General features: G+C 36.7%; 22 protein-coding genes. 13 read left to right on the plus strand and 9 right to left on the minus strand.

The genetic code is table 11. The features are described 5' to 3' along the window. The first annotated feature begins 1 nt into the window (after position 1). The 5 genes from ACWPWS_RS13775 to ACWPWS_RS13795 all read left to right on the plus strand — a co-directional run bounded on the left by ACWPWS_RS13775 (position 2) and on the right by ACWPWS_RS13795 (position 4,565). A complete protein-coding gene (locus tag ACWPWS_RS13775; RefSeq protein ID WP_454046859.1) occupies positions 2–430 on the plus strand; it encodes a TPM domain-containing protein in 429 nt (142 codons plus the stop codon). After that, complete coding sequence (locus tag ACWPWS_RS13780) at positions 411–1,223, plus strand: TPM domain-containing protein (protein WP_454046860.1); 813 nt, start codon at positions 411–413, stop codon at positions 1,221–1,223. Before ACWPWS_RS13775 ends, ACWPWS_RS13780 begins: the two co-directional genes overlap by 20 nt. 98 nt (positions 1,224–1,321) lie before the next feature. Beyond that, positions 1,322–1,900: a hypothetical protein gene (locus ACWPWS_RS13785; RefSeq protein ID WP_209786005.1), complete on the plus strand. Its 579-nt coding sequence runs from the start codon at positions 1,322–1,324 to the stop codon at positions 1,898–1,900. A gap of 250 nt (positions 1,901–2,150) precedes the next feature. Further along, on the plus strand, positions 2,151–2,672 hold the full coding sequence (locus tag ACWPWS_RS13790) for an NAD(P)H-dependent oxidoreductase (RefSeq protein ID WP_454046861.1): 522 nt from the start codon (positions 2,151–2,153) through the stop codon (positions 2,670–2,672). A 3-nt stretch (positions 2,673–2,675) separates the two neighbouring features. Beyond that, positions 2,676–4,565, plus strand: coding sequence for a monovalent cation:proton antiporter-2 (CPA2) family protein (locus ACWPWS_RS13795; protein WP_309513150.1), 1,890 nt, complete (start codon positions 2,676–2,678; stop codon positions 4,563–4,565). 1 nt (position 4,566) lies between these two features. Here the strand turns inward: ACWPWS_RS13795 and ACWPWS_RS13800 are convergent, their stop codons facing one another. Beyond that, entirely contained in the window at positions 4,567–5,394 is an 828-nt protein-coding gene (locus ACWPWS_RS13800) for a GIN domain-containing protein (protein WP_454046862.1), read from the minus strand. A gap of 253 nt (positions 5,395–5,647) precedes the next feature. On the opposite strand from ACWPWS_RS13800, the gene ACWPWS_RS13805 reads away from it, so the two are divergent. Both ACWPWS_RS13805 and ACWPWS_RS13810 read left to right on the plus strand, forming a co-directional pair. After that, positions 5,648–7,789, plus strand: coding sequence for a M3 family metallopeptidase (locus ACWPWS_RS13805; protein WP_209786008.1), 2,142 nt, complete (start codon positions 5,648–5,650; stop codon positions 7,787–7,789). Between the two features lie 144 nt (positions 7,790–7,933). Next, complete coding sequence (locus ACWPWS_RS13810) at positions 7,934–8,311, plus strand: YchJ family protein (RefSeq protein WP_105684380.1); 378 nt, start codon at positions 7,934–7,936, stop codon at positions 8,309–8,311. A 199-nt stretch (positions 8,312–8,510) separates the two neighbouring features. On the opposite strand, the gene ACWPWS_RS13815 is transcribed toward ACWPWS_RS13810, so the two are convergent. Together ACWPWS_RS13815 and ACWPWS_RS13820 are read right to left on the minus strand one after the other, a co-directional pair. Next, positions 8,511–9,011, minus strand: coding sequence for an FKBP-type peptidyl-prolyl cis-trans isomerase (locus ACWPWS_RS13815; protein ID WP_209786010.1), 501 nt, complete (start codon positions 9,009–9,011; stop codon positions 8,511–8,513). Between the two features lie 143 nt (positions 9,012–9,154). Beyond that, positions 9,155–9,403: a VF530 family protein gene (locus ACWPWS_RS13820; protein WP_309513154.1), complete on the minus strand. Its 249-nt coding sequence runs from the start codon at positions 9,401–9,403 to the stop codon at positions 9,155–9,157. A 123-nt stretch (positions 9,404–9,526) separates the two neighbouring features. Here ACWPWS_RS13820 and ACWPWS_RS13825 point away from each other — a divergent pair, with 123 nt between their 5' ends. The 3 genes from ACWPWS_RS13825 (at position 9,527) to ACWPWS_RS13835 (ending at position 14,134) form a co-directional block, all read left to right on the plus strand. Then, a complete protein-coding gene (locus ACWPWS_RS13825; RefSeq protein ID WP_309513155.1) occupies positions 9,527–9,679 on the plus strand; it encodes a hypothetical protein in 153 nt (50 codons plus the stop codon). Between the two features lie 210 nt (positions 9,680–9,889). Beyond that, positions 9,890–11,095 carry a metallophosphoesterase family protein gene (locus ACWPWS_RS13830; RefSeq protein ID WP_454046863.1) on the plus strand — a complete coding sequence of 402 codons (1,206 nt, stop codon included), beginning with the start codon at positions 9,890–9,892 and terminating at the stop codon, positions 11,093–11,095. 3 nt (positions 11,096–11,098) lie between these two features. After that, positions 11,099–14,134, plus strand: a complete 3,036-nt coding sequence (locus ACWPWS_RS13835) for an SbcC/MukB-like Walker B domain-containing protein (protein ID WP_454046864.1) — start codon at positions 11,099–11,101, stop codon at positions 14,132–14,134. A 75-nt stretch (positions 14,135–14,209) separates the two neighbouring features. Here ACWPWS_RS13835 and ACWPWS_RS13840 read toward each other — a convergent pair whose 3' ends face one another. Both ACWPWS_RS13840 and ACWPWS_RS13845 read right to left on the minus strand, forming a co-directional pair. Continuing rightward, a complete protein-coding gene (locus ACWPWS_RS13840) occupies positions 14,210–15,235 on the minus strand; it encodes an LLM class flavin-dependent oxidoreductase (protein ID WP_454046865.1) in 1,026 nt (341 codons plus the stop codon). A gap of 283 nt (positions 15,236–15,518) precedes the next feature. Then, a complete protein-coding gene (locus tag ACWPWS_RS13845; protein ID WP_454046866.1) occupies positions 15,519–17,657 on the minus strand; it encodes a DPP IV N-terminal domain-containing protein in 2,139 nt (712 codons plus the stop codon). Positions 17,658–17,987: 330 nt separating this feature from the next. Between ACWPWS_RS13845 and ACWPWS_RS13850 the strand changes: the two genes are divergently transcribed. Beyond that, positions 17,988–18,500 carry a YceI family protein gene (locus tag ACWPWS_RS13850; RefSeq protein WP_454046867.1) on the plus strand — a complete coding sequence of 171 codons (513 nt, stop codon included), beginning with the start codon at positions 17,988–17,990 and terminating at the stop codon, positions 18,498–18,500. Between the two features lie 78 nt (positions 18,501–18,578). Continuing rightward, positions 18,579–19,406, plus strand: a complete 828-nt coding sequence (ygiD, locus tag ACWPWS_RS13855) for a 4,5-DOPA-extradiol-dioxygenase (protein WP_454046868.1) — start codon at positions 18,579–18,581, stop codon at positions 19,404–19,406. Positions 19,407–19,484: 78 nt separating this feature from the next. Here ygiD and ACWPWS_RS13860 read toward each other — a convergent pair whose 3' ends face one another. The 4 genes from ACWPWS_RS13860 to hutH all read right to left on the minus strand — a co-directional run bounded on the left by ACWPWS_RS13860 (position 19,485) and on the right by hutH (position 23,533). After that, positions 19,485–20,966, minus strand: a complete 1,482-nt coding sequence (locus ACWPWS_RS13860) for a S8 family peptidase (RefSeq protein WP_454046869.1) — start codon at positions 20,964–20,966, stop codon at positions 19,485–19,487. 92 nt (positions 20,967–21,058) lie between these two features. Next, a complete protein-coding gene (locus ACWPWS_RS13865; protein WP_454046870.1) occupies positions 21,059–21,505 on the minus strand; it encodes a GNAT family N-acetyltransferase in 447 nt (148 codons plus the stop codon). Between the two features lie 81 nt (positions 21,506–21,586). Next, the gene (locus ACWPWS_RS13870; RefSeq protein WP_454046871.1) at positions 21,587–22,036 is read right to left on the minus strand and encodes a DUF2059 domain-containing protein; all 450 of its coding nucleotides are present in this window, start codon (positions 22,034–22,036) and stop codon (positions 21,587–21,589) included. Positions 22,037–22,039: 3 nt separating this feature from the next. Then, positions 22,040–23,533: a histidine ammonia-lyase gene (gene hutH, locus ACWPWS_RS13875; protein ID WP_454046872.1), complete on the minus strand. Its 1,494-nt coding sequence runs from the start codon at positions 23,531–23,533 to the stop codon at positions 22,040–22,042. A gap of 129 nt (positions 23,534–23,662) precedes the next feature. Between hutH and ACWPWS_RS13880 the strand changes: the two genes are divergently transcribed. Continuing rightward, on the plus strand, positions 23,663–24,424 hold the full coding sequence (locus tag ACWPWS_RS13880) for a hypothetical protein (RefSeq protein ID WP_105684396.1): 762 nt from the start codon (positions 23,663–23,665) through the stop codon (positions 24,422–24,424). Positions 24,425–24,454 lie beyond the last annotated feature (30 nt).

Raw genomic sequence — 24,454 nt, forward strand, 5'->3', positions numbered from 1 at the left:
AATGGGTAATTTCCTAACAAATCAACAGATCGCTTCCCTCGTGGAAGCGATTCAGTCTGCAGAAGATCATTCTACGGGAGAGATCAGGGTACATATTGATTCCAATACAGAAAACCGTGATGCTAAAACGGCATTTGATGTTTTCAAAAAACTCGATATGGATAAAACGGCTGACCGGAATGCTGTGCTTTTCCATGTGAATTTCGAACAAAAATATCTTACCATTATTGGAGATATCGGAATTCATCAAAAGGTAAGACAGTCTTACTGGGATCATCTTCACGATTATATCACTGCTGAATTTGCCAAAGGAAATTATTATCAGGCTCTGAAAAGTGCTATCCTGGAAACAGGACTTGAACTCAAAAAATATTTTCCTGTAGAAGGAGAAAATCCAAACCAACTCTCAAATGAAATTACATTCTCTTAAAATAGTATTTTCATTTTTACTACTCTGCTTTTACACTTTTGTATCAGCACAATACACCATTCCTGAAAAACCAGCAGTTCTATATCCTGTTTTTGATGAAGCAGGGTTGCTTTCTCAACAGGAAAAAGATGCCCTTAATAATAAACTGATCAAGTTTGCAGATTCTACCTCAACGGAAATTGAAGTAGTCATCATCCGCTCCACCAAAGGAGAAGATGTGAATTTTCTGGCAACCATGTTCGGAGAGAAATGGAAAATCGGAAAAAAGGGTGTTGATAACGGAGTGGTTTTCCTTATCGCCACAGAAGACAGAACCATGTCTATCCAGCAGGGACGTGCCGTGGAACAATATCTTACAGCATCCGTAGCAGGACAGATCTTAGATTATATTGTTACCCCAAATTTCAAGAAAGGCCTTTGGTATGAAGGAATCAACGGTGGAACCTCAGCCATTATGGAGGCTGTTGAGGGAAAATTCAAACCTGTAGCAACCACAGCTCCTTCCGGCAACGGAAGTGCTTTTAAAGTCCTTATTATTGCTTTTGTTATTTTCATCATTATTGCTATCCTTTTTGGTAACAGAGGCGGCGGACGTGGCGGAAATAATGACGACGATGATGATGTGATTATCACAAGAAAAGGACGCAGAAATTACCCTGGTGGTTTCTTCCCATTCCCAGGCAGTTTCGGAGGCGGTGGCTTTGGCGGCGGAAGTTCCGGCGGTGGTGGCGGCTTTGGAGGCTTCGGCGGTGGCGGAAGTTTTGGAGGTGGCGGTGCATCCGGAGGATGGTAAAATTTACTCTTAAAAGAACGTACATCTATCTCATCTTTTTTACATTATCATTTTAAATTCTTTTTCGAATTCATTACAATTTTTATTCAACTCAACCCATGAAATTCTTATTTAATCTTTTCTTTTTACTTTTCTCAATCAGTACATTTTCTCAGAAAATAAATTCAGAAAACTATTATAATTTTTATAACAACAATAAAGAAAATTTAAAAAGTAAAAGATTATATACGGTATGGCTGAATAAAACAGAAGCCAGCATGATCTTAAAAGAAGAAATGAAAAATGCAGGTTTTGAATGGCTGAGTGATTTTAGAATTGTCAAAATTAATGATGAAGAATTCGTTATAGCTCTTTGTTATTCGGAAAAGTCTAAGTTTGGCTTTGTTTATGAATCATCCCATTTTGCAATTCCTAAGAAGGAAAACAGAACCATAAAAAGTTTATATAAACAAGATACCGGAAATGATTATTCAGAAAAAATAGTAAGTATCAATGGTGATTCTAAATTTGTTAAAATAAAAGATCTTCCTTCCAATTTACAAATCATAAAAGAAGATATCTACTGGTATCAACGTACTGAGAATCCTGAAGATGATAAATATTTAGTCACCAAACAGGATATGATTACTATTCTTCGTGAAGACATACGTAAAACCTTAAGCAGCTTCAAAAAATAAACAATATCTTTTTACAAAGCTCATACCCGAATTAAAGAATGAATAAAGAGATTTTCAACCGATTATTCTATTCATTCTTGTCTTCACTCCCACCAACTAATACTTGTTTTTTATCTAAATGACAAAAATACCCCCTTTATTTATTTAATCTTAACATTAAATTCAATTTTCCATATTAAAAAATTAATAAAAGCGTTAAAAAACCACCTTTTATTCAATATTTTTTATTATATTTACTGAAAACAGGATTATGAAGAAGACGCTGGTAGTATTTGCACACCCTTATCTGGAGCACTCCAATTCGAATGTAGAGCTCATCAATTTCTACGTTCGCCACCAGCATTATACCCTAAGAGATCTTTACGAAGAATATCCTGATTTTCATATCGCTGCTTTCCGGGAAAGAAAACGTCTTAAAAACTATGAACGTTTTGTTTTTCAGTTTCCTCTGATATGGTTTGGAATGCCTCCACTTCTCAGATTATGGATTGATGAAGTTTTCGACAGAGACTGGCTTAAAGAAGGTGAGAATAATCCTCTGGAAGGAAAAGAAGTATATATTCTGGTCACCACAGGCGGAAAAGAAAGATCTTTCAGCAAAACCGGAACCTATCAATACACCATAGATGAACTCATCAGCGGACTGATTGTTTCATTAAAGGTTTTCAAAGCTGATATCAGGCACATCAAAATCGTATACGAAGCCAACAAGCTTTCTAAAAAAGAAATTATTTTACATAAAAAGGAATTTACAGAACTACTCAATCAATAGCATATGGAATCCAGCTTAGCGATGAACACATTAATCTTCCTGGGTGTAGCCATTATTATGGTTCCATTGGCCAGGAAATTAGGGTTGAGTTCTGTAATCGGTTATATTTTAGGAGGAATCATTATAGGTCCTTATGCCCTTAAACTTACAGGAAATAATGTAAATGACATTATGCATGCCAGCGAGTTTGGAGTCATCATGCTTTTATTTTTGGTGGGCTTAGAGCTGGAACCCCGTAAATTCTGGGAAATGCGAAAAAAAATAATGGGTCTGGGACTTTCCCAAATGGTACTCACCATTCTTTTGCTTTTCTTAGTATTTACAAGTGTAGGCTGGAGAGTAGACAAAGCTATAGCTATTGCGATGTGTTTTGCTTTATCATCTACCGCAATTGTCCTCCAGACTTTGCAGGAAAAGAATAATCTTAAGACTACAGCAGGAGAAGCTTCATTCTCTACCTTGTTGTTTCAGGATATTTCAGTGATTCCTATTTTAGCAATACTCCCTATTCTGGCCAATTATAAAGCCAAGCATCATGATAATGAAATTCAGATTCTGATCCAAAAACTACCGGAATGGCTTCAGGCCGGAACCGTAATTTTCGGAGTAGCTTTGCTTATTTTACTGGGCAGATATGTCTTTGTTCCATTCCTGCGCTATGTGTCAAAATCTGGAATGTCAGAATTATTGACGGCTTCTTCCCTATTCCTCGTTATTGGAGTTTCTGAACTAATGGTTGTTATCGGGCTTTCTCCGGCACTCGGTGCTTTCCTCGCAGGAGTAATGCTTGCCAACAGTGAATTCCGTCATGAACTGGAAGCCCAGATTGATCCTTTCAAAGGACTGCTGTTAGCTGTTTTCTTTGTCAGTGTAGGATCAACGATCAATTTTAATATTATTCAGCAAGATCCGTTATTTATCTTCAGTACTGTTTTTGCTGTACTGGCCGTAAAATTTGTTGTTTTATATACGATTGGAAAGTTTTTCAGGATAGATACTCCTCAGAGTCTTTTTTATGCATTTGCGCTTTCTCAGGTAGGAGAATTTGCATTTGTACTGCTCAATTATGCATCGGATCTCTATCTTTTAGGTCCTGAAATGAATGCGCAAATGATGGCTGTTACGGCAATCACCATGTGTATTACTCCCATTCTTCTTATTATCAATGATAAGTTGATTACCCCAAAATTCATTAAAGAAATTCCGGAGGAAGAACATGATTATAATATTCTTGACAGTGATGTTACTCAAAAGAAAATTATCATTGTAGGTTTTGGGCATTTTGGAAGTACAGTGGGACGTCTTTTAAAAGCCAATAAAATACCCGCTACCGTTTTGGACCGTGATTCTGATCGTGTGAAATTGCTCAGAAGCTATGGTTTTAAAGTCTATTATGGTGATGCTACCCGAATACCTATTTTAAGAGCCGCAGGAATTGAAGATGCTGAAATTCTGGTTTTATGTCTGGATGATTCAGATGATAACAAATTCATTGCAGAACTTGTGCGTGAACATTATCCCAATGTGAAAATTTTTGTAAGAGCGAAAAACAGAATTGATGCTTATGATTATCTAAACAGCGGTGTTAATCATATCTACCGTGAAACATTAGGAACAGCGGTTGATATGGCTGTGGATGTACTTCATGAAACAGGAATGAGGAAATATGCCGCAAGACGTCTTGGACAAAGATTTATGGCTATTGATAAAGCTTCAGTCAGAAAACTGGCAAAAATGAAGGAAAATAATGATGATATTACACTATTTACCACAAAAGAAATCCTCCAACGAGAGGAGGAATTATTAGCTTATGACAATCTTAATTTTGATAATAAAAACTGGGAAGGTTCCTCATCCGCTGATGAAGAAGATGAGGAGGAATCCCAGGGTTAATTTATTGGATGTTTACGCTTCCACCACTGCTTTCATCTTTAATGACACTCTTAAGCTCTCCTTTTTTCGAAATGTCTACACTTCCACCGGATGAAGCGCCTGCATTCACACTGGAAACAGCACTGATCTGAATACTTGCTCCACTGGAAGCATCAGCGTCTACATTATCAGCAACAACTCCTTTAGCAGAAACACTGCTTCCTGAAGAAGCACTTACCTCTACTTTTTTTGCTTTTCCGGAAAGATCAAGTGTGGATCCAGATGAAGATTCAATATCAAGGTTTACAGCCCAGATTTTACCATCGAAACTGCTGCTGCTGCTTACATTGATATCCATATCGTTAGCCTCCAGATCTCCGGAAATACTTCCTGCACTGGATGCTTCGATCTCTGTTTTTTCCTGGGTAAATTTATCTTTTACAATAATTCTTGCGGCTGAGTCAGCAAGAAGTTTCTTAAAATCTTTTGTATAAATTTTTGCCGTCACTTTACTGATATTCATCACTCTGATCCCCGGCTTATAATGAATATGCAGTTTTCCGCCATCATTATCTACAAGAATTTCATTGATGATACTCTGAGGTGCTGAGATTTCTACTTTTTCTGTTTCAGATTTTATAATTTCAGCTTCTATGGCTTGTGAAACCTGGATTTCATCAAAATCTCCGTTAAATTCTTTATGCTGTATCGGGCCGCTTTCTTTCGTTACTACTTTCTCTACCCAGTTACTTCTGTCTCCTTCTCCGTTTCTGTTTCTGTTCTCATGTTTATCATTACATGAGGCCAATGCCACTAAGGCTGAAAAAATAAATAAAGTCCTTGTTTTCATGCTTATTTCTTTTGTTGATTATTTTTTTGATTCCTTTATTAAATAACAACTAATTTATAAAAAATATTACATTACATTTAAAAATACTGCAATTGTCTGCAACACAGATTTTTCAAAAGCCCTTTTCTTTACTTACCCTACCTAACTCATTCATTAAAAATACTCCCGGAATGGTTTCAATAAATACATACGCCAAAATAGATTCTATGATACAAGTTTTTAATATCTTTATCATTTAATAACAACTATATTTATGAAGAATATTTCATCGGTATTATTAATTTCTGCCTTGGCGTTCAATCAATCTTGTACTACAATGAAACAGACCGATATTCAACAGGAGCTTCCTGCCCCTGATCCCTCTTTATCTTCAAATCCTTTTATGAAGAAAAGCAAGCTTCAGTATGAAGCTCCGGAGTTTGACAAAATCAAAAATGAACACTTCAAACCTGCTTTTAACTATGGTTTAAAGCAGCATGAAGCTGAAATTGTAAAGATTGCCAACAATCCTGCTGCTCCTACTTTTGAAAATACCATCGTTGCATTGGAAAAAAGTGGCGAAGTATTAAGAAGAGCACAAATTGTATTCTCCAATCTTACAAGTGCCAATACAAATCCTACCTTACAGGCTTTGGATGAAGAATATGCACCTATTTTTGCTGCACATTCTGATAAATTGTACCTGAATGAAAATCTGTATAAAAGAATACAATCCATCAAAGAAGACGGTCTTGATTCTGAAAGCAAAAGACTTGTACAATATTATAAGCAGAATTTTGAAATCGCAGGAGCCAACCTTTCTGCAGCTGATAAAGAAAAACTAAAACAAATCAACCAGGAGCTGGCTTCCCTTTCTACTCAATATTCCAATAAATTATTGGAGGCAAGAAAGCAAGGTGGAGTTTTCTTCTCTGATGCTAAAGAGCTTGACGGCCTTTCTGCTGATGAAATTGCTGCGGCAGCATCTGATGCTAAAACAGCAGGGCAACCTGGAAAATATCTTCTGGCGTTACAAAATACAACACAGCAACCTCTTTTACAAAACTTGAAAAACAGAGCTACCAGAGAAAAGCTGTTCAAAGCATCATGGACAAGAGCTGAAAAAGGAGATGCTAATGATACAAGATCTACGATTGAGCAACTGGCTAAGCTGAGATTGAAAAAAGCTCAGATTTTAGGTAAGAAAAACTTTGCTGAGTGGAAACTTCAGGATCAGATGGCCAAAACACCTGAAGCAGCTACTCAACTGATGAATCAAATTGCAACTCCTGCAGTGGAAACAGCAAGACGTGAAGCAAAAGATATTCAGGATCTTATTGATCAGCAGAAAGGAGGTTTCAAAGTAGAACCTTGGGACTGGAATTTCTATGCTGAACAGGTAAGAAAAGCTAAGTTTGATCTTGATGAAAGCCAAATAAAACCTTATTTTGAAATCACAACGGTTCTGGAAAAAGGAGTTTTCTTTGCCGCTGAAAAATTCTATGGACTGACTTTTAAAAAGAGAACAGATCTTCCGGTGTACCACCCTGATGTAGTAACATACGAGGTTTTCGATCATGATGGAAAATCTATCGCCATTTACTACCTGGATTTCTATACAAGAGATTCTAAAAACGGTGGAGCATGGATGAGCAATTTTGTTGAGCAGTCTTATTTATTAGGAACAAAACCTGTAATCGTTAACTGCTACAATTACCAGAAACCAGCTCCAGGAAAACCTTCATTAATCAGCTATGACGATGTTTCAACTATTTTCCATGAATTTGGACACTCCATTCACGGAATGTTTGCCAGCCAGAAATATCCTTCTCTTTCAGGAACAAATGTACCAAGAGACTTCGTAGAATTCCCGTCTCAGATCAATGAGCACTGGGCTTTGGATCCTGCTGTTCTGAAGAATTATGCTGTTCATTATGAAACAAAACAGCCTATTCCACAGGCTTTGGTAGAAAAAATTAAAAAAGCATCTACTTTCAACCAGGGATATATGACTACTGAATTGGTTTCTGCTGCCGAGCTTGATATGGATTGGCATACCGTAAGCAATGACAGTCAGTTCATTCCTGTATTAGATTTTGAAAAACAATCTTTAGCAAGTCATGGATTCAATTTGGCAACGGTTCCGCCAAGATACCATACTCCTTATTTTGCACACATCTGGGGAGGTGGATATTCAGCAGGATACTATGCTTATTTATGGTCTGAAACATTGGATAACGATGCATGGGAATGGATCAGTAAAAACGGAGGCCTGACCAGAGAAAATGGTGACCGTTTCAGAAAATACATTCTTTCTGTAGGAAATTCTGTAGATCTGAATCAGGCATTCAGAGACTTTACAGGACACGATCCGGATATCAAACCTTTATTAAGAAACAGAGGTTTTATTAAATAAATCAACGGGAAGCATTCTTTAATTAGAGTGCTTCTTTTTTTATGTTTCGGCTAAAGCCAACAGATTTTTATTTGTTTATTTTTTAACGGGCTAAGCCCCGTTTCTATTGATATTGATTATTTTTGCATCTAAAATTTTAAATATATGGACTGTCCCTGCTGTTCAGGAAAATCCTACGAAGAATGCTGCAAGCCTTATCATACCGGAGAAAAACATGCTCCAACGGCTGAAGCTCTGATGCGTTCAAGGTTCTCCGCATTTGCTATTCCCAATGGTGAATATCTGATGGAAACCACTCTTCCCGGAAAAAGAAAATACCACAATAAGAAAGACCTTCAGGAATGGGGAGAAATCAACCAGTGGACAAAGCTGGAAATCATCCGGACTCCCACTTTAAATCATGTAGAGTTTAAAGCCTATTATACAGATCAGGATGGCCATCCTCAACTTCATCATGAGTTTTCTCTTTTTCAGAAAATGCATGAACGCTGGTATTATGTTTCAGGAGAATTTTTGGATTAGTAAATTAGAATGATGCTTTGTGCGTAGAACCACCCCGTCAAAAATTCTTTGAATTTTTGACACCCCTCCGAAAGAGGGGAATGCCAAGCATTCATTAACTATTGTACCTTATAAATAAAAATAAGCCAAAGATAATTCTTTGGCTTATTTCGTATTTGGTATTTAAAAAATGTCCGAAAGTCGGTCATTTTTTTATTTTTTAGTGAGCTTCGTTTCCGTCAATTCCGTGAGCGTGACCATGTGCCAATTCTTCTTCAGTTGCCGGACGTGTGTTCAAAACTTCTACTTCAAAGTCTAAAACTTTACCTGCCATTGGGTGGTTAAGATCCGCAACTACAACTTCTGGTGTTATTTCTACCACAAATGCCTGGAAATTATTCCCTTGGTTATCAGATAAAGGTAAAATAGCTCCAATAGGTGGAGTTCCTGATTCTTTGAACATCTCAATCGGCAATTGAGCGATAGCATCAGGCTGTCTTTCACCATAAGCTTCTTCAGGCTGAATAACAAAAGCAGCTTTATCACCAGCTTTTAAACCTAAGATATTTTGTTCAAACTTTGGAATCATCATTCCTACACCATACAAAAATGTAAGTGGATTTTCTGCTGTTGTTTCTTCTACAAGAACTTTAGTTCCGTCCGCTTCGATAGTGTGAAGGATGTAACGTACAGCTACAACGTGATTGTTTTCAATTGTCATATTTTTTCTTTTTTTCGTGATTTCGTTTCACGATTAATAATACAAATATACTATTTTTGAAATGATTCAATGAGCTTGGAAGCCAGGAGATAGAATAAAGCTATGAAAGGCATAAAGAAAAACAGATCTTCTTTTTACTGCCTTTATTTTCTTCTACCTTCCTCTCTTTTTTTCTGTCTCAGGACAAAGAGATACAGACTTTCAACTTTTGTTCTTGCCCAGGGTGTTTTTCTTAAAAACTTCAAGGAAGAGTTTATACTTGGGTTATCTGTAAAACATTTTATATTGATCTGTTCGCCAAGCTTTTCAAAACCTTCATAGTATTCTACGAGTTCTTCAAGGATAGCATCCAGCCTTTTTCCATGTAAAGGATCTTTGGACTGTTGTTCCATCTTTTTTTTGCAAAATTAAATTATTATAAGTTTATACGGAAATCCACAACGCTTCTTCCCTTTTTGTTTCTTATTTTTGAAGAAGTTATTCTCATCCATAAAAATTATTCGTCACAAAAAAATATGAGCAAAAACAACGAAGCGAACCGGCAAAAAAATAAAAAGAAGATTGATCAGAAAAAACGCAAAATACAAAATGCAGAAGCAGAAAGGAAAGCCAAGTTAAAGAAAATCCGAGAAGATTTCAAAGCAAGGGAGACTGATAATACACTGTAAAATAATTCTTTGCTAAAACCTGCTCAGTTTCTGAAACAGCTTGATTTAAGGTACTAAAATAATAGCTGGCAACAGGCAAAATTGTCTGAAATTTTTATCTGAATTAAGGGAAACCTTATTTTTTAAAATTAAGTATTTTCTATATTTACATTTTAATATTTGCAGGATAATTCTCTGCACATACTCTTTTTTAATTCTCAAACTTAAATTATGAAAATCCTCCACACTGCCGACTGGCATTTGGGTAAACGCCTCGACCGTTTTTCAAGACTAGAAGAACAGGTTTTGGTGATGAATGAAATTGTTCAGATTGCCGACGAGCAAAACGTTGATTTAGTTTTAATTGCCGGAGATTTATTCGATAGTTTCAATCCAGGTGTAGAGGCCGTTGAACTTTTTTATAAAACTTTAAAACGGTTATCACTAAACGGTAAACGTCCGGTAATTGCTATTTCCGGTAATCATGATTCTCCAAGTTTAATCAATGCTCCTGATCCTCTGGCCAGGGAATGCGGAATCATTTTAATAGGCCATCCTAAAGCAGAGATCAGCCCTTTTGGTACAGAATATTTTAACATTACCCATTCAAAAGAAGGTTTTATCGAACTGAAAATAGAAGGAATAGATTTCCCGGTAAGAATTCTTCACACTCCTTATGCCAATGAAATCCGGTTAAAGGAATATTTTGGCGAAAATAAAGAGGAAGAAATCAACAAGGTTCTTTCACAGACCTGGAAAAATCTTGCCGATCAGTTTTGTGATGATTCCGGAGTTAATCTTCTCACTGCCCATTTATATATGAATAAAAGAGGCTCGGAAGTTCTGGAAGAGCCTGAAGGAGAAAAACCTATTAGAATCGGAAATGCCGATCTTATTTTTTCAGATAGCATTCCTGAACAGATTCAGTATACAGCCTTGGGTCACCTGCATGGGTTTCAGAATATCGGCACGAAGGAAAAACCTGTTATTTATTCCTCTTCTCCTCTGTGCTACAGTTTCAGTGAAGCGGGACAGAAAAAGTATGTTTCCATTATTGATGCAGAGCCGGGAAAACCTGTTTCTTACGAGAAGAAAACACTGACAACAGGAAGAGCTTTAGTCAGAAAAACATTTACCTCCATTGAAGATACCGTCAACTGGTTGGGTGAAAACCCATATACATTTATAGAACTTACACTGGAAAGTGAGACTTTTTTAACGGCTGATGAAAGAAGATTAATCTATCAGTCGCACAACGGAATTGTTCATCTTATTCCCAAAGTAAAAAACCTGGAATTATCAGAAGATCAAAGCCATGAAATCAATTTAAGTCAGGATATTGATATATTATTTAAAGACTATTTTAAATCCAAAAACGGCGGGCAGGAAGCCAATGAAGAACTGATGAATTTGTTTAACGAAATTTTAAATGCATAAGCCATGATCCCTGTTCAATTAACAATCGAAGGACTTTACTCCTATCAGGAACGCCAGACTATTGATTTCAGAAATCTTACTGAAGCGGGATTATTTGGTATTTTCGGTGCTGTGGGTTCCGGAAAATCATCTGTTTTAGAAGCGATTTCGTTTGCTCTCTATGGAGAAACGGAGCGTCTGAACATGCGTGATAAAAGGGCTTACAACATGATGAATCTGAAATCAAACAGTTCTTATATAGAATTTGATTTTGTGAATTATGAGAATAAATTGTTCCGTGCTACCCGTGATTTTAAAAGAAATTCAAAAAAATTCGAAGAAGTAAAACCTAATGCCGTTACTTTTTATGAGCATATTAATGGCAAATGGATTCCTTTAGATCATTCGAATGCCGAAATAATTATTGGTTTAAGCTATTCCAATTTTAAAAGAACCATCATTATTCCGCAGGGGCAGTTCAAAGAATTCCTTGAATTGGGTGCTGCAGAAAGAACGAATATGATGAAGGAGATTTTTAATCTTCAGAAATTTGATCTTCAGAACAATGTTTCTGCACTCCATGTAAAAAACAGATCTGAACTGGATCAGCTGGAAGGACAACTAAAAGGTTTTGAAGAAATCAATGAGGAAAAAATCAAGATTCAGAAAGAGCAGCTGGCAGAGGAACAGAAACTCCTTTCGGAATCCAATGAAAAGGTGGAAAAAATTTCCCAAACTTATCAACAGCTAAAAAACTTAAAAAGTGACTTCGATAGTTTACAGCAGAATAAGGAAAAATTCACCAAACTTTCTGAAGAAAAGCCTCAAATAGATGCTCTGGAAGTACAAATGGAATTATATGACCGTGTTTTCAGGATTTTCAACCCGTTGATTATTGAGAAAAATAAGCTTTCAAAAGAAATTGCTGATAAACGAAACGATAAAGAACAACAGATCAAAAGCCGGCAGGAAACTGAAAAAGCTTTTACCATCTTAAAAGAGCAGCTCACAGCCCTTGAACCACAATTTAAGGCCTTGGAGCAGTCCAGAATCCAGGAAAACGACCTGAACCTCATCATTCAGATCCTGAAATTTTCTGAAGAGATCAAAGTTCTGAATGAAAGAACACAGAAAGGTTCCGAAAAGGTAAAAGAAGTTGATATCAACAAAGAAAAGATTCAAAAAACCATTGATGAGCTTTCTGCCCTGATTAAAAACTTAAAAGAACAGAAACTTGATTCTGCTTTGCTTTCGGAAGTCGGAAACTGGTTTATTCAACAAAAAAATTTAAAAAAATCCCTGCAGGAACAAACCGAAAAGGTTAATAAACATCAAAAACAAATCGGAGAAATTGCAGAAGAATTACAACCTTTTGCCTATCACGAAAATTATAAAGATGATTTCAAAAACAGGAAAGAAACTTTAGAAACAAAGAAAAAAGAGCTTTCTCAGAAACTGGATCACCTTAAAATACAAAAAGAACTTTCCCGTTTTGCCAGTGAACTTCATGACGGTGAAAACTGCCCTCTTTGCGGGTCTAAGGAACACCCACACATTGTGGAATTTCATGATGTGAATGCTGAGCTAAACGACATCCAGGAGAAAATAACATCCGTTGAGCAGGAAATAACCGGTCTTCAAAAGCAGGAAGCAGAAATTGATAAGATTCTCGACCGCAAAAAAATCTTTGAAGAACAGCTTCTTTCAGAGCAGAAAATTGTTCTTCAAATTCAACAAAATATGGAAACCCATCTTCAGCATTTCATCTGGAAACCATTCTCTCCAGATCAGGAAGAGGATTTTGAAAAAAAGCGCTCAGACTCTTTTAATCTGGAGAAAAAGATTGAAGAAACGGAACGTAATATAGCCATTGAAAGGGAAAATGTTGACAAGGAAAACAAAACACTGGAAAAGTATAAAAGTGCTCTGGAAGGTTTCCGTATGGAAGAAGTTTCAAAACAGGAACAGATTAATATCAGCCGCTCCGGTCTTAAGATCCTGAACTGGAATCTGTATGCTCAAAAGGAAATAACAGAGGTTGAAGAAGCTTATCAAAACCTGGTACAATCCAATAAAGAAACTGAAGAAAATTATCAGAAGGCATTACAGCAGGAAAAAATTCTTTCTCCAAAACTGGCGGAGCAAAGGGCAATTGTCAGCCAATCTGAAAAACAGATTACAGAGCTTGAAAAAGAAATTTCCGGAAATGAAGAAGCTATTGGTAAAGCTTTGACTGATCAGAATTTCACTGAATTCGGAGAAGTTGAAAATATCTTGCTTCAGGAAATCAATGTTCAACTGGTAAGAAACAAAGTTCAGAATTTCAAGGTTGATTTTGAAGCGTTAAAGAAATTCATCGGAGAACTGGAATTAAAACTGAAGGGACTTTCATTCGATAATGAACAGTTTTCTTTGGCTGAACAGCAATTTCTTCAAGTGCAAAGTGAACAGAAAAAAATCAGTGATTCTGTAGTAACTAAAACTGCAGAAATAGACCGACTGGAAAAAGAATTCGTAAAAAAAGAAGATCTTCTGAAAGAATTGGCAAAGCTTCAGAAACGTTCAGAGAATTTAAAAATAATGATGAACCTGTTTAAAGGAGCAGGTTTTGTACAATATGTTTCATCTATTTATCTGAGACAACTTTGTGATCACGCGAATGTGCGTTTCCACAGAATGACCAGAAACCAGCTGAGTCTGCAGCTTAATGAAAATAACGATTTTGAAATCATTGATTACCTCAACGAAGGGAAAAGCAGAAGTGTAAAAACGCTTTCGGGTGGACAGGCCTTTCAGGTTTCTTTAAGTCTGGCGCTGGCGCTGGCAGAAAGCGTTCAGGCCAATGCACAGGCAGATAAAAATTTCTTCTTTATTGATGAAGGTTTTGGAACTCAGGATACGGAATCTGTGAATATTGTATTTGAAACCCTTACCAATCTGATGAAAGAAAACAGGATTGTAGGGATTATTTCGCATGTTGAAGAGCTGAAAGAGAAAATCCCTACAGCTCTCAATATCATTAAAGATGAGGAAAGAGGAAGCTTGATTGAGATTATTTAATCAAATATATTTTAAATTACAAAAGCCACAAGAGAATAAATCTTTTGTGGCTTTTGCACCTCATAAACTTCTATTTTACAGCTCTTTTATAACAGGCTTCACTTCATTCCCAAACAATTCAATAGATTTCATCATCACCTCATGAGCAGGATCTCCCACATCCATGTGTCCGATAAATCTTGTAATTCCGAAAATTTCCTTCATATAAGCAATTTTATCTGCCACCTCTGCCGGGCTTCCGATAAATAAGGCTCCATCTTTGCTTCTTCCTCCGTCATACTGCGCTTTTGTGTAAGGAGCCCAACCTCTGGAAGCCCCAATCCTGTCCATCTGGGATTTATAATTATGGAAATACCCATCTACTGCTTTTTGATCATCACTCACAAAAGTATGGGAGTGGATTGCGATCTGCATTTTCGAAACATCATGTCCCGCTTTTTGGTATTCCTGTTTATAGAATTCGATCAGATTTCTAAACTGTATTGGCATTCCTCCAATAATAGCTACCACCAAAGGCATTCCCAATTGTGCTGCACTTAAAACAGATTGCAGAGTTCCTCCTACAGCTCTCCAGATTGAAAGTTTTCCATCATTTTTTGCTCGTGGATATACAGTTTGGTTTTGCATTGGAGCACGAAGTTTCCCTGACCAGCTTACGTTTTCCTCAGCATTGATTTTCAGTAATAATTCTAATTTTTCGTCAAATAGCTGCTCATAATCATTCAATGAGTATCCGTACAACGGAAATGATTCAATGAAACTTCCACGTCCCACAAAGATCTCTGCTCTTCCATCTGAAATCAAATCCAGTGTTGAAAAATCCTCATATACTTTTACCGGCTCCGAAGAACTCAAAACAGTAACGCCACTGGCCAGTTTTATATTTTTGGTAATACTTGCTGCCGCTGCCAATACTATTTCCGGAGAGGAAACAGCATAATCCGGACGGTGATGTTCTCCCATTGCAAACACATCAAGCCCTACCTCATCCATGAGTTTTACCTGATCTAATATTTCACGAATCTTAATTCCTGCATCTCTATATTTTCCGGTGGATTGGTCAAAAGCCAGATCACCAAACATTCCTATTCCTAATTCCATATTGTTGATTTTAGTGATACAAAATTACCACTCTGAAAAATCAAAAACATTGATGTTTGTTAAGATCGAGGTACTGATGTTTCAAGTTGGAAAACGCAAAGGCGCAAGGATTTTATCTGCGATAAAATTTCATAACCCTAATACTATAAGAATTAATCCTTGCTGAAAATCTTTGATTTTCTTGCGCCTTACAGCAGCATAATCATAAAATTCTTTGCGCCCTTGCGCTTTCCAACAACTCTATTTATGAAAAAAATCCAGCCGTTCCGGCTGGATTTTTTTATTATTTCTTCAGATACAAATCAAAATAATCTGTAATCTTCTGCATCAGGTGAACCCTGTCTTTCCCGATCACATTATGCGGATGTCCCGGATATGTAAAGTAATCTAACTGAACTCCATTATCAACAGCCGACTTGATGAATTTTATAGAATGCTGCCATACTACTACATCATCCTGTGCTCCATGAATCATCAGTAATTTTCCTTTCAGGTTCTGTACTTTATCCAAAAGATTGGCTGCAGCATACCCTTGTGGATTTTCCTGTGGAGTATCCATATATCTTTCTCCGTACATAATTTCATACATACTCCAGTCGATTACAGGTCCGCCTGCTACCCCTACTTTGAATACATCCGGCTTACGAAGCATAAAACTTGTCGTCATAAATCCTCCAAAGCTCCATCCATGGATTCCCATTTTGTCACCATCTACATAAGAAAGAGACTTTAAATACTCTACTCCTTTCATCTGGTCATTCATTTCTGTAGTTCCAAGATTTCTGAATACCGCCTGCTCAAACTTCAATCCACGGTTAGAAGAACCTCTTCCGTCCATAGTGAAAATAATGTATCCATTTTGAGCCATGTATTCATACCAAAGGTTTCCTGAAGCCGGAAAGCTGTTTGTGATCAGCTGTAAGTGCGGTCCGTTGTACAGATAAACAATGGTGGGATATTTTTTATTCGGATCAAAATTTGTTGGAAGAATGATTTTTCCATACAAAGGAGTTCCGTCATCTGCTTTTAATGTTACATTTTTAATTTCCGGTCTCTGATAATTCTTTAATGGATTTTCAGAAGTAAGGATATTAGTAGTCTTTAAATTAGCCGTATTAATAATATTGGCAATTCTTGGTGAATTCGAGTTGCTGTAAGCATCATACAGATAATTTCCGTCACTGCTCAGTGTTCCAATATGCATACCTTCTGCATTGTCCAGTTTTTGCATTTTGAAGTTCGTCCAGTTGATTCTATACAAATGTCTTTCTAAAGGAGTTTCTTTTGTAGAAGTAAAATAGATTTCCTTTTTCTTTTCATTGAATCCTAAAATATCCGTTACCAGCCAGTCACCTTTTGTGATCTGTGATACCAAACCTTTTTCAAGACTGTAATGAAACAGGTGATTGTATCCTGTTCTCTGACTCTGCCAGATAAAGTCTGTATTGGAATTCGGGAAGAAAGTAAGCGGATGTTGTGGTTCAACATATTTACTGTCTGTTTCTTCGAATAAAGTTTTCACCAATTCTCCTGTTGCAGCGTCATACTGATTCATTTTCATATGATTCTGACCTCTGTTCAAAACGCCTACAAAAATGTATTTTGAATCTGGACTCCATGTAATTGCTGTCAGATACTGATCTTTTTCCCCTTCAACTTTCAGGAAAGTTGTGGATTGGGTTTTAATATTGAAAACACCTAAAGTCACCTGGTGAGAAGTCTTACCAGCCATTGGATATTTAATATTATGGTTAACGGCTGGAGTTACAGACCAATCGATGATCGGGTAATCTGCTACCATGCTCTGATCCATTTTATAGAATGCTACACTCTCAGAATTTGGCGCAGGGAAAATTCCGGTATCAATTCCGAATTCATTTCTGTGAACGGCCTGTCCACTGATGATATTTTCATTGGTTTCATTGGTTACAGCAATCGTTTTTCCATTCCTGTTTACAAATAAATTATTCTTTGCTGTGAAAGCAAAAGTCTGACCATCACCAAACATCTTTACGTTGGCTGCATCCTGATCAATTACAGCTGTACTTTTTACTTTCCAATCGTTTCCAGATTTTTCAATCCATGACATTTTGCCACCTGTCGTAAAATAACCATTGGTATTTCCTGTAAATTTGATTGCCGGAACAGCCTTCAGCTTATCATTGGAAAGATTCCTGTTCAGTTGGCTCAGCGAGATCAGAGTATCCTGTTTGTTGGTTTTCAAATCCGTAATCAGATAACCACCTTTTACGGCCTGGATGTAAGATTTTCCGTCCGCGGCCCATGAAAATTGAGAAATATTTTTCACAGCAAGGTTGGTTCTCATCCCATTTACAGCCTCAGCCATGGTAAACTTCTGGGTCTGGGCAAATGCTGAACTGCCTAAAACCAGCATTAATAAAGAAAACTTATGTAATTTCATTGTATAAAATTGAATCCTCCAAAAATAAGAAATAAAAACCAACCGTTAAGAAATGTTAAATTAAAACATTCATAAAATGGAATTTATGCACTCATAAGAAATTATTTCTTAACTTAATGGTAGAATTTAAAGGGAATAGAATAGGTCAATGGTGAACTGTCAATCCGCTGCGCTTGTCAATTTGATGTTGGAATAGATTCACCATTCACTTGCCAAGCAAAATTGACGATTGACAAAAAAAATCTCATTTCTTATCCTATATCAATGACTTGTATAGGTACTCTGTCCTAAATTTGCATCATTAATAACAAACAAAAAATACAAAATACAATGGCAACAAAATGGATTTTAGACCCTACGCATAGTGAAATTACTTTCAAAGTAAAACACATGATGATCTCTAACGTAAAAGGAAGCTTCAGAACTTTCACTGCAGAAATTGAGTCTGAAGATGAATTCTTTGCAAATGCAAAAACTACAGCTACCATCCAAACGGATTCTGTATTCACAAACAATACAGACAGAGACAACCACTTAAAGTCTGCGGAGTTCTTCAATGCTGAAGTACATCCTACAATCACTTTTGAATCTCAGGCATTAAACAATTCTATCATTGGAAATCTTACCATCAATGGAATTACAAAACCTGTAACTCTTGATGTAGACTTCGGAGGAATCAATGTAGACCCATGGGGAAATACAAAAGCAGGTTTCTCTTTTGAAGGGAAAATCAGCAGAAAAGATTTTGGATTAAACTGGAATGCAGCTCTTGAAGCAGGAGGTGTAATGGTAAGTGATGATGTAAAAGTAGCTGGTGAATTACAGTTTGTAAAGCAAGCATAGTAAATAACATATATTGTAAAAGGTTCAGGGATTTTTCTAAAGCCTTGAACCTTTTTTATTTTTATAATCTTCAATATTATGAACCTGAACGATCTTCAAAACATAAGCGACGGTTTTAAACGCACACAGAGAATGCCTGTTTTATTTCTTGGACATGGTTCACCGATGAATGCCATTGAAGAGAATCAATTTGTGCAGGGTTTTCGAAAAGCAGCCTCAGAAATTCCTAAGCCTAATGCAATTCTTTGTATTTCTGCCCATTGGTATACAGACGGAACTTTTGTAACCGCTATGGATATGCCGAAAACCATCCATGATTTTTATGGGTTTCCAAAAGCTCTTTTTGATGTGCAGTATCCTGCTCCGGGAAGTCCGGAATTAGCAAGAGAAACGGCTGAAATCCTTCTTCCTATTGATGTAGAAGAGGATCATAGCTGGGGGCTGGATCATGGGGCATGGTCAGTCATTAAGCATATGTATCCTGATGCAGATATTCCTGTGATTCAACTGAGTATTGACCATACAAAACCTCCGCAGTATCATTATGATCTGGCCAAAAGACTGAATAAGCTTCGTGAAAAAGGTATTCTGATTATAGGAAGCGGAAATATTGTTCATAATCTCCGTCTTATCGACTGGAAAAATATAAACACAGTAGGAGCTGGCTGGGACTGGGCAGTAGAAGCCAGAGAAAAAACCAACAACTGGCTTCTTGATGGTAATTTTCAGAATATCATTGATTATCAGAAACAGGGAATTTTCTTACAGTATGCTGTTCCTACCCCTGATCATTATCTTCCTTTATTGTATACTTTAGGTCTGAAGGATCAGTCTGAAGAACTTGCCTTATTCAATGATGAACTTATTGGAGGTTCATTGAGTATGACAAGTGTAAGGATTGGATAATGATAACCGGATATTAAAAATAAAAAAGGAAATACCTCAGCCGAGATATTTCCTTTTCTTGTATAATGATAGTATTATTTACTGTACTGCTTTTAACACATTGATATTTCCGTAGCCATAGCTTGAATTAACATTTGGATAATAGGTAGCAGCCTGTCTCATTTTATTAAGCACCTGATCTCTCGTCCATGATGGATTTTTAGCCCACACTAATGCTGCGATTCCTGCTGTAGCTGCTGTTGCTACTGAAGAACCACCCACATAATCAGCCTGTCCATTGTAGTAACTCAATACAGGAACAGTATTTCCTGAAGATCTCTCCATCTGGAAAGTAAAGTCGATCTGACTTCCGGAGTGGCAAACATCACATTTCTGATTGGAAGTATTCTCTTTCACTCCAGTTATCGCCTGGGTTTCCGACATTGATGCAGGGAAAATCACCCCAACAAAACTAGTAAAGCTGGTAGAAGTTCCCCCAGCACAGAAGATTAGTTTTCCTTTAGAATAAGCATATTTAACACCATCTTCAATTTTCCCGACAGAGAAAATATGTCCCATTGACATTGAAATGATTTTTACACTGGTATTGTTACCCAATTCTGTGAAAGCCGTTTTTACAGCGGTCTGCTCACTGGAAGTTTCCAGAACAACATTTTCTGCTGCTCTGTAGGCGATCAGATTGGCATTATAAGCAACTCCCACTGGTAACCCTGCATTATTTCTCGGAGCAGCCATTACGGATGCCATTTTTGTTCCGTGCCCACACTGGTCTCCTGATCCGTCTGAATTATACACTCCAAGTTTACTGATTGTTCTTCCTGAAGAAGCACCATTATTAAAACTACCTCCTAACAATGTCTGCTCTGGGGAAACTCCGGTGTCAATAAGCCCGATGGTAACGCCTGCTCCCGTACTGTAGTTCCATGCATCAGGAATACTGTGTTTGGTGAAAGCCCATGGAATTTTTGCACTTGGAGTGGTTGAAGTATAGTCTGCTGTACTTAATGTAGATGATGAAAATCCACATCCTGATGAGCCACTTCCTGAAGATTTTGCAGCAGCATTATATTGAGCTTCAAACTCAAAATAATGATAGTCTGCCGGTTCTACATATCGGATGTTCTTCATTTGTCGAAGAGCAGTAATAGTTTCTTCATTTTCAATCACCACATCCATCTGATTAAGATATTGATCTGAAAGAAGAAGGAAATTTCTTTCGTCTTTTCCTTCATATTTTTTGATAACAGAAAGAACTTCTTTTTCCATATCGCTGCTGTTTGGAGATTTACTTCTGTCGAAATCATCTTTAGAAGCTCCAAAACCAATAGATACCATTTTATTTCCGCGGAAAATAGCACTCCACACGAAATGATCGGATTCATTCTTCCAATTGAAAGTACCATCCGTTTTAATAGCCTGGTTGATCCTTTCGTTGATCTGTTTTGCGGTCAACGGATCTTTCTGAGCCATTTCTGTTTTTACATTTTCGTTCTGAAGTTCTTCTCTGGAACACGAGTTCAGAGCAAAAAATATTGCCAATAGGAATACAGTTTTTTTCATATGTTATAATTTTGGTTGGATCCACAATATAACACTTTAACGGGAATTAAGAACTGAAAAAAAAATGAATTTACCATTACATGAATATTAAATTACCATCCTTTCTCGTAGCAGACACTTTGCTCTATTCCAACGTATTGCCCATAGTTGGGTATTCTGTAAAAACCACTTTTTTCGTACACAGAGATTGCACTTTTAAGGTCTTGAGAAGTCTCCAATACTGCTTTTTTAAAGTTCAATTCGGATGCCCAGCTTTCGAGTTCTTTTACAATTGCTGAGCCCAATCCTTTTTTTCTGAATTCCGGATGGGTAAACATTCTTTTTATTTCTACCGTATCTTCTGAAAATGGTTTGAATGCACCGCAAGCCGCAGGAATACCATCTATGTAAACTACTACGCAGTTTTTAATGGTATCAATTGTATTGAACTGAGCAAAGAAGCCATCGTTTTCACCATTATGTTTAGCTAAAACAGCATCTAGGGATTTTACTAATTTTTGAAAATCTATGTTGGTGGAATCTGTTCTGAGGATGTGCATTTTGTTTGATTAAAAGATTAAAAAATTTAATAATTAAAAGATTTGGGAAAACAAAAAGCTCCCTTTCGGAAGCCTTTATTTTTATGGAGCTGGTGGAGGTGGATCTTGAAAGTGATAATATTTATTCAATTTTTCATTAACCCTTTTATCTAATGCTTGTGCATAATCAGTTCCAATTTTCATTGAATCATTCATTAAGCTGGGCATATTTTCGATCATTTTCTGACCTGCCGGAGTTTTATAAAATTTAATGAGCTCATCAACGTCCGAATCTGTAAAATACTTTTTATAGACCGGAATGTACAACGCAAAAATTTTCTCTAGAGACATGTCTTTTTTAAACTCATCCCAAAAACTATCCGGTAAATCTTTATACCTATTGTTATAATGATCCATAAATTGTTGAAAAGCTATAGACAACATCTTATCTGATCTTGTTAAAGTGATCAGTTCTTTCAATTTTGCTTCATTTGACTGAGAAAAAGCATTTATCCCTAGCAAAAAGAAACATAAAATAATCCCCTTTCTCATTTCTTATTTTACATCAACAATAAACTTTCTCTCATTGATCAACTCTGCAATGGCCAGCATATCTTTACCGATCAGTCGGTCATCTTCAAGTTTAGCAACTTTAGAACGAAGAATCGTAAAGTTTTCTTCAATTACTTTAGAGCATTTCGCGGGTCTTCTGAATTCAAGTCCCTGAGCGGCAAACATCAGCTCAACAGACAGAATGTTCACAAGATTTCCAAGAACCTGATTGAATTTTCTTCCTGAAATACTTCCCATAGAAACATGATCCTCCTGCCCTAAACTTGTAGGAATGGAGTCTGCTGATGCAGGGAAACATAATGTTTTATTTTCTGTAACCAAAGCTGCAGAAGTATACTGAGGAATCATAAATCCGGAATTTAATCCTGAGCTTTCGGTCAATAATCTTGGAAGACCGTATTTTCCTTCTAACAATAAATAGCTTCTTCTGTCTGAAATATTCCCTAATTCTGCTGCGGCTAATGTAGCATAATCTAAAGGCAATGCCATCAGCTGTCCGTGGAAGTTTCCACCCGAAATAGATTCTTCGGCACTTAATACAATCGGATTATCTGTTACAGAATTCAATTCTGTTTCTGCCATCCCTCTAAGGTGCTCAAAAGCATTTCTGCTGGCTCCGTGAACCTGTGGCACACATCTCATAGAGTAAGGATCCTGAACTCTCTCGCAATCTTCGTGAGCTTTCATATTTTGTGATCCTTTCAGGAATTTAACCATTCTTGCCGCCACTTTTTTACTGCCTTCAAAAGGTCTGATCTCATGAAGTTCTTTTTTAAAAGGGCTTTCTGAACCTCTGTAAGCCTCAATACTCATAGCAGCTGTCATATCAGCAAGGTCTAGTAAATATTCAAATTTTTCAAGTCCTTTGATTGCATGAGCAAGGATAAACTGTGTACCGTTGATTAATCCCAACCCTTCTTTTGGGCCTAATGCTAGTGGTTCAAGGTCATGTTTTTTCAGCACTTCCATTGTTTCGGAAACCCGATCTCCTTCCCAAACCTGTCCTAACCCCAATAAAGGTAATACCAGATGTGCTAACGGAGCAAGATCTCCTGAAGCTCCTACAGATCCCTGTTCAGGAACCACCGGGATGATATCTTTTTCAAGCATCAGGATCATTCTTTCAATAACTTCCAGGGAAACTCCTGAAAATCCTTTCGAAAGGGCATGTACTTTAGCAATCATCATGATCTTGGAAAGTTCTTTATCAATAGGCTTTCCTACTCCCACCGCATGGGAAATAATCAGGTTATATTGTAACTGGGCGGTTTCGTCAGCTGAAATTTTAGTATCACATAATGGTCCGAATCCTGTATTGATTCCATATACACATCTGTCTGACTCTACTATTTTCTGTACGTTTTTCTGAGATTTTAAAATTTGTTCTTTTGCTGCTTTGTTCAGCTTGGCTTTATTAGGTTTTTTACATATTTCCAGAACATCATGGAAAGTAAAAACATCTACTCCGTATATCATTTCTAAAAAAATTTCTTTAAAATTACGCATTTAACAATAATTGGAAAAGCTAAATTTTAATCTTCTATATTTTTATAAAACAAGCGAATTAATTTACTATTTTTAGCCCCGAAAATTAAAAACAATAACATGAGACTGAAAACTCTATTCCTTGCCGTATGTGTAGCAAGCACAACTGCTTTCGCCCAGAAAGTAAAATATTCTAAAGAGGATATCAAAAAAATGGAAACTTATCTTTTTAATGAAGGTTTTAATAGTCCATCTCCTAAGAAAACTTCTACGATTCTCCTGAAAGACGGAACTACCTACAAAGGATTCTGTAACAAGATCGAAACCAAAAAAGGACAGATTTACGAAGTAGCTATCAAAGACAGTGTTACCAAGAAGAATGCTACATTCAATGCTGATCAGATCAACGAGATGTATGTATATCCAAGCAATGCTGAAAAAATTGCAAAAGTGGCCAAATACATGGGGAACATCAGAAACTTCGGAACTAAGAAGCTGACTAAAAACACCAATAATGACAGAATCTATTTTGTGAACCAGACGGTTTCTCTAAAGAATAAAAAAGATGATAAGGAATTCCTGATGCAGGTTATCAATCCAGGTTTTGATGATATTATTTCAGTATACCACGATCCCAGAGCTAAAGAAACAACAGGTTTTTCTGTAATGGGTTCTCCACAGCTTGGTGGCGGGGTTATTAAATCTTATTACGTAAAAAAGGGCAACAAAGTAATGTGGCTGCATAAAGATGATTTTGAAGATAATTATGATTTCCTTTTTGGAGATAATCAGGATTTCATGAAAAAATATCCTAAAAACTCTGTGGAATGGGATTACTTCAGTTTTCTTGTGAATGAGTACACTACAATGACTAACGGATAAAATCCTTTGAACCATACAATAAAGCCTGTA

The sequence above is a fragment of the Chryseobacterium sp. Marseille-Q8038 genome (genome assembly GCF_965111995.1).

What these genes read in the sequence shown, in the direction of transcription:
- ACWPWS_RS13840 (WP_454046865.1), bottom strand. Translation starts at nt 15,235, where the DNA reads ATGGAATTAGGAATAGGAATGTTTGGTGATCTGGCTTTTGACCAATCC.
- ACWPWS_RS13830 (WP_454046863.1), top strand. Translation starts at nt 9,890, where the DNA reads ATGAAAATCCTCCACACTGCCGACTGGCATTTGGGTAAACGCCTCGAC.
- ACWPWS_RS13810 (WP_105684380.1), top strand. Translation starts at nt 7,934, where the DNA reads ATGGACTGTCCCTGCTGTTCAGGAAAATCCTACGAAGAATGCTGCAAG.
- ACWPWS_RS13835 (WP_454046864.1), top strand. Translation starts at nt 11,099, where the DNA reads ATGATCCCTGTTCAATTAACAATCGAAGGACTTTACTCCTATCAGGAA.
- ACWPWS_RS13790 (WP_454046861.1), top strand. Translation starts at nt 2,151, where the DNA reads ATGAAGAAGACGCTGGTAGTATTTGCACACCCTTATCTGGAGCACTCC.
- ACWPWS_RS13845 (WP_454046866.1), bottom strand. Translation starts at nt 17,657, where the DNA reads ATGAAATTACATAAGTTTTCTTTATTAATGCTGGTTTTAGGCAGTTCA.
- ACWPWS_RS13820 (WP_309513154.1), bottom strand. Translation starts at nt 9,403, where the DNA reads ATGGAACAACAGTCCAAAGATCCTTTACATGGAAAAAGGCTGGATGCT.
- ACWPWS_RS13870 (WP_454046871.1), bottom strand. Translation starts at nt 22,036, where the DNA reads ATGAGAAAGGGGATTATTTTATGTTTCTTTTTGCTAGGGATAAATGCT.
- ygiD (WP_454046868.1), top strand. Translation starts at nt 18,579, where the DNA reads ATGAACCTGAACGATCTTCAAAACATAAGCGACGGTTTTAAACGCACA.
- ACWPWS_RS13860 (WP_454046869.1), bottom strand. Translation starts at nt 20,966, where the DNA reads ATGAAAAAAACTGTATTCCTATTGGCAATATTTTTTGCTCTGAACTCG.
- ACWPWS_RS13775 (WP_454046859.1), top strand. Translation starts at nt 2, where the DNA reads ATGGGTAATTTCCTAACAAATCAACAGATCGCTTCCCTCGTGGAAGCG.
- ACWPWS_RS13805 (WP_209786008.1), top strand. Translation starts at nt 5,648, where the DNA reads ATGAAGAATATTTCATCGGTATTATTAATTTCTGCCTTGGCGTTCAAT.
- ACWPWS_RS13785 (WP_209786005.1), top strand. Translation starts at nt 1,322, where the DNA reads ATGAAATTCTTATTTAATCTTTTCTTTTTACTTTTCTCAATCAGTACA.
- ACWPWS_RS13850 (WP_454046867.1), top strand. Translation starts at nt 17,988, where the DNA reads ATGGCAACAAAATGGATTTTAGACCCTACGCATAGTGAAATTACTTTC.
- ACWPWS_RS13780 (WP_454046860.1), top strand. Translation starts at nt 411, where the DNA reads ATGAAATTACATTCTCTTAAAATAGTATTTTCATTTTTACTACTCTGC.
- ACWPWS_RS13865 (WP_454046870.1), bottom strand. Translation starts at nt 21,505, where the DNA reads ATGCACATCCTCAGAACAGATTCCACCAACATAGATTTTCAAAAATTA.
- ACWPWS_RS13880 (WP_105684396.1), top strand. Translation starts at nt 23,663, where the DNA reads ATGAGACTGAAAACTCTATTCCTTGCCGTATGTGTAGCAAGCACAACT.
- ACWPWS_RS13795 (WP_309513150.1), top strand. Translation starts at nt 2,676, where the DNA reads ATGGAATCCAGCTTAGCGATGAACACATTAATCTTCCTGGGTGTAGCC.
- ACWPWS_RS13815 (WP_209786010.1), bottom strand. Translation starts at nt 9,011, where the DNA reads ATGACAATTGAAAACAATCACGTTGTAGCTGTACGTTACATCCTTCAC.
- ACWPWS_RS13825 (WP_309513155.1), top strand. Translation starts at nt 9,527, where the DNA reads ATGAGCAAAAACAACGAAGCGAACCGGCAAAAAAATAAAAAGAAGATT.
- hutH (WP_454046872.1), bottom strand. Translation starts at nt 23,533, where the DNA reads ATGATATACGGAGTAGATGTTTTTACTTTCCATGATGTTCTGGAAATA.
- ACWPWS_RS13800 (WP_454046862.1), bottom strand. Translation starts at nt 5,394, where the DNA reads ATGAAAACAAGGACTTTATTTATTTTTTCAGCCTTAGTGGCATTGGCC.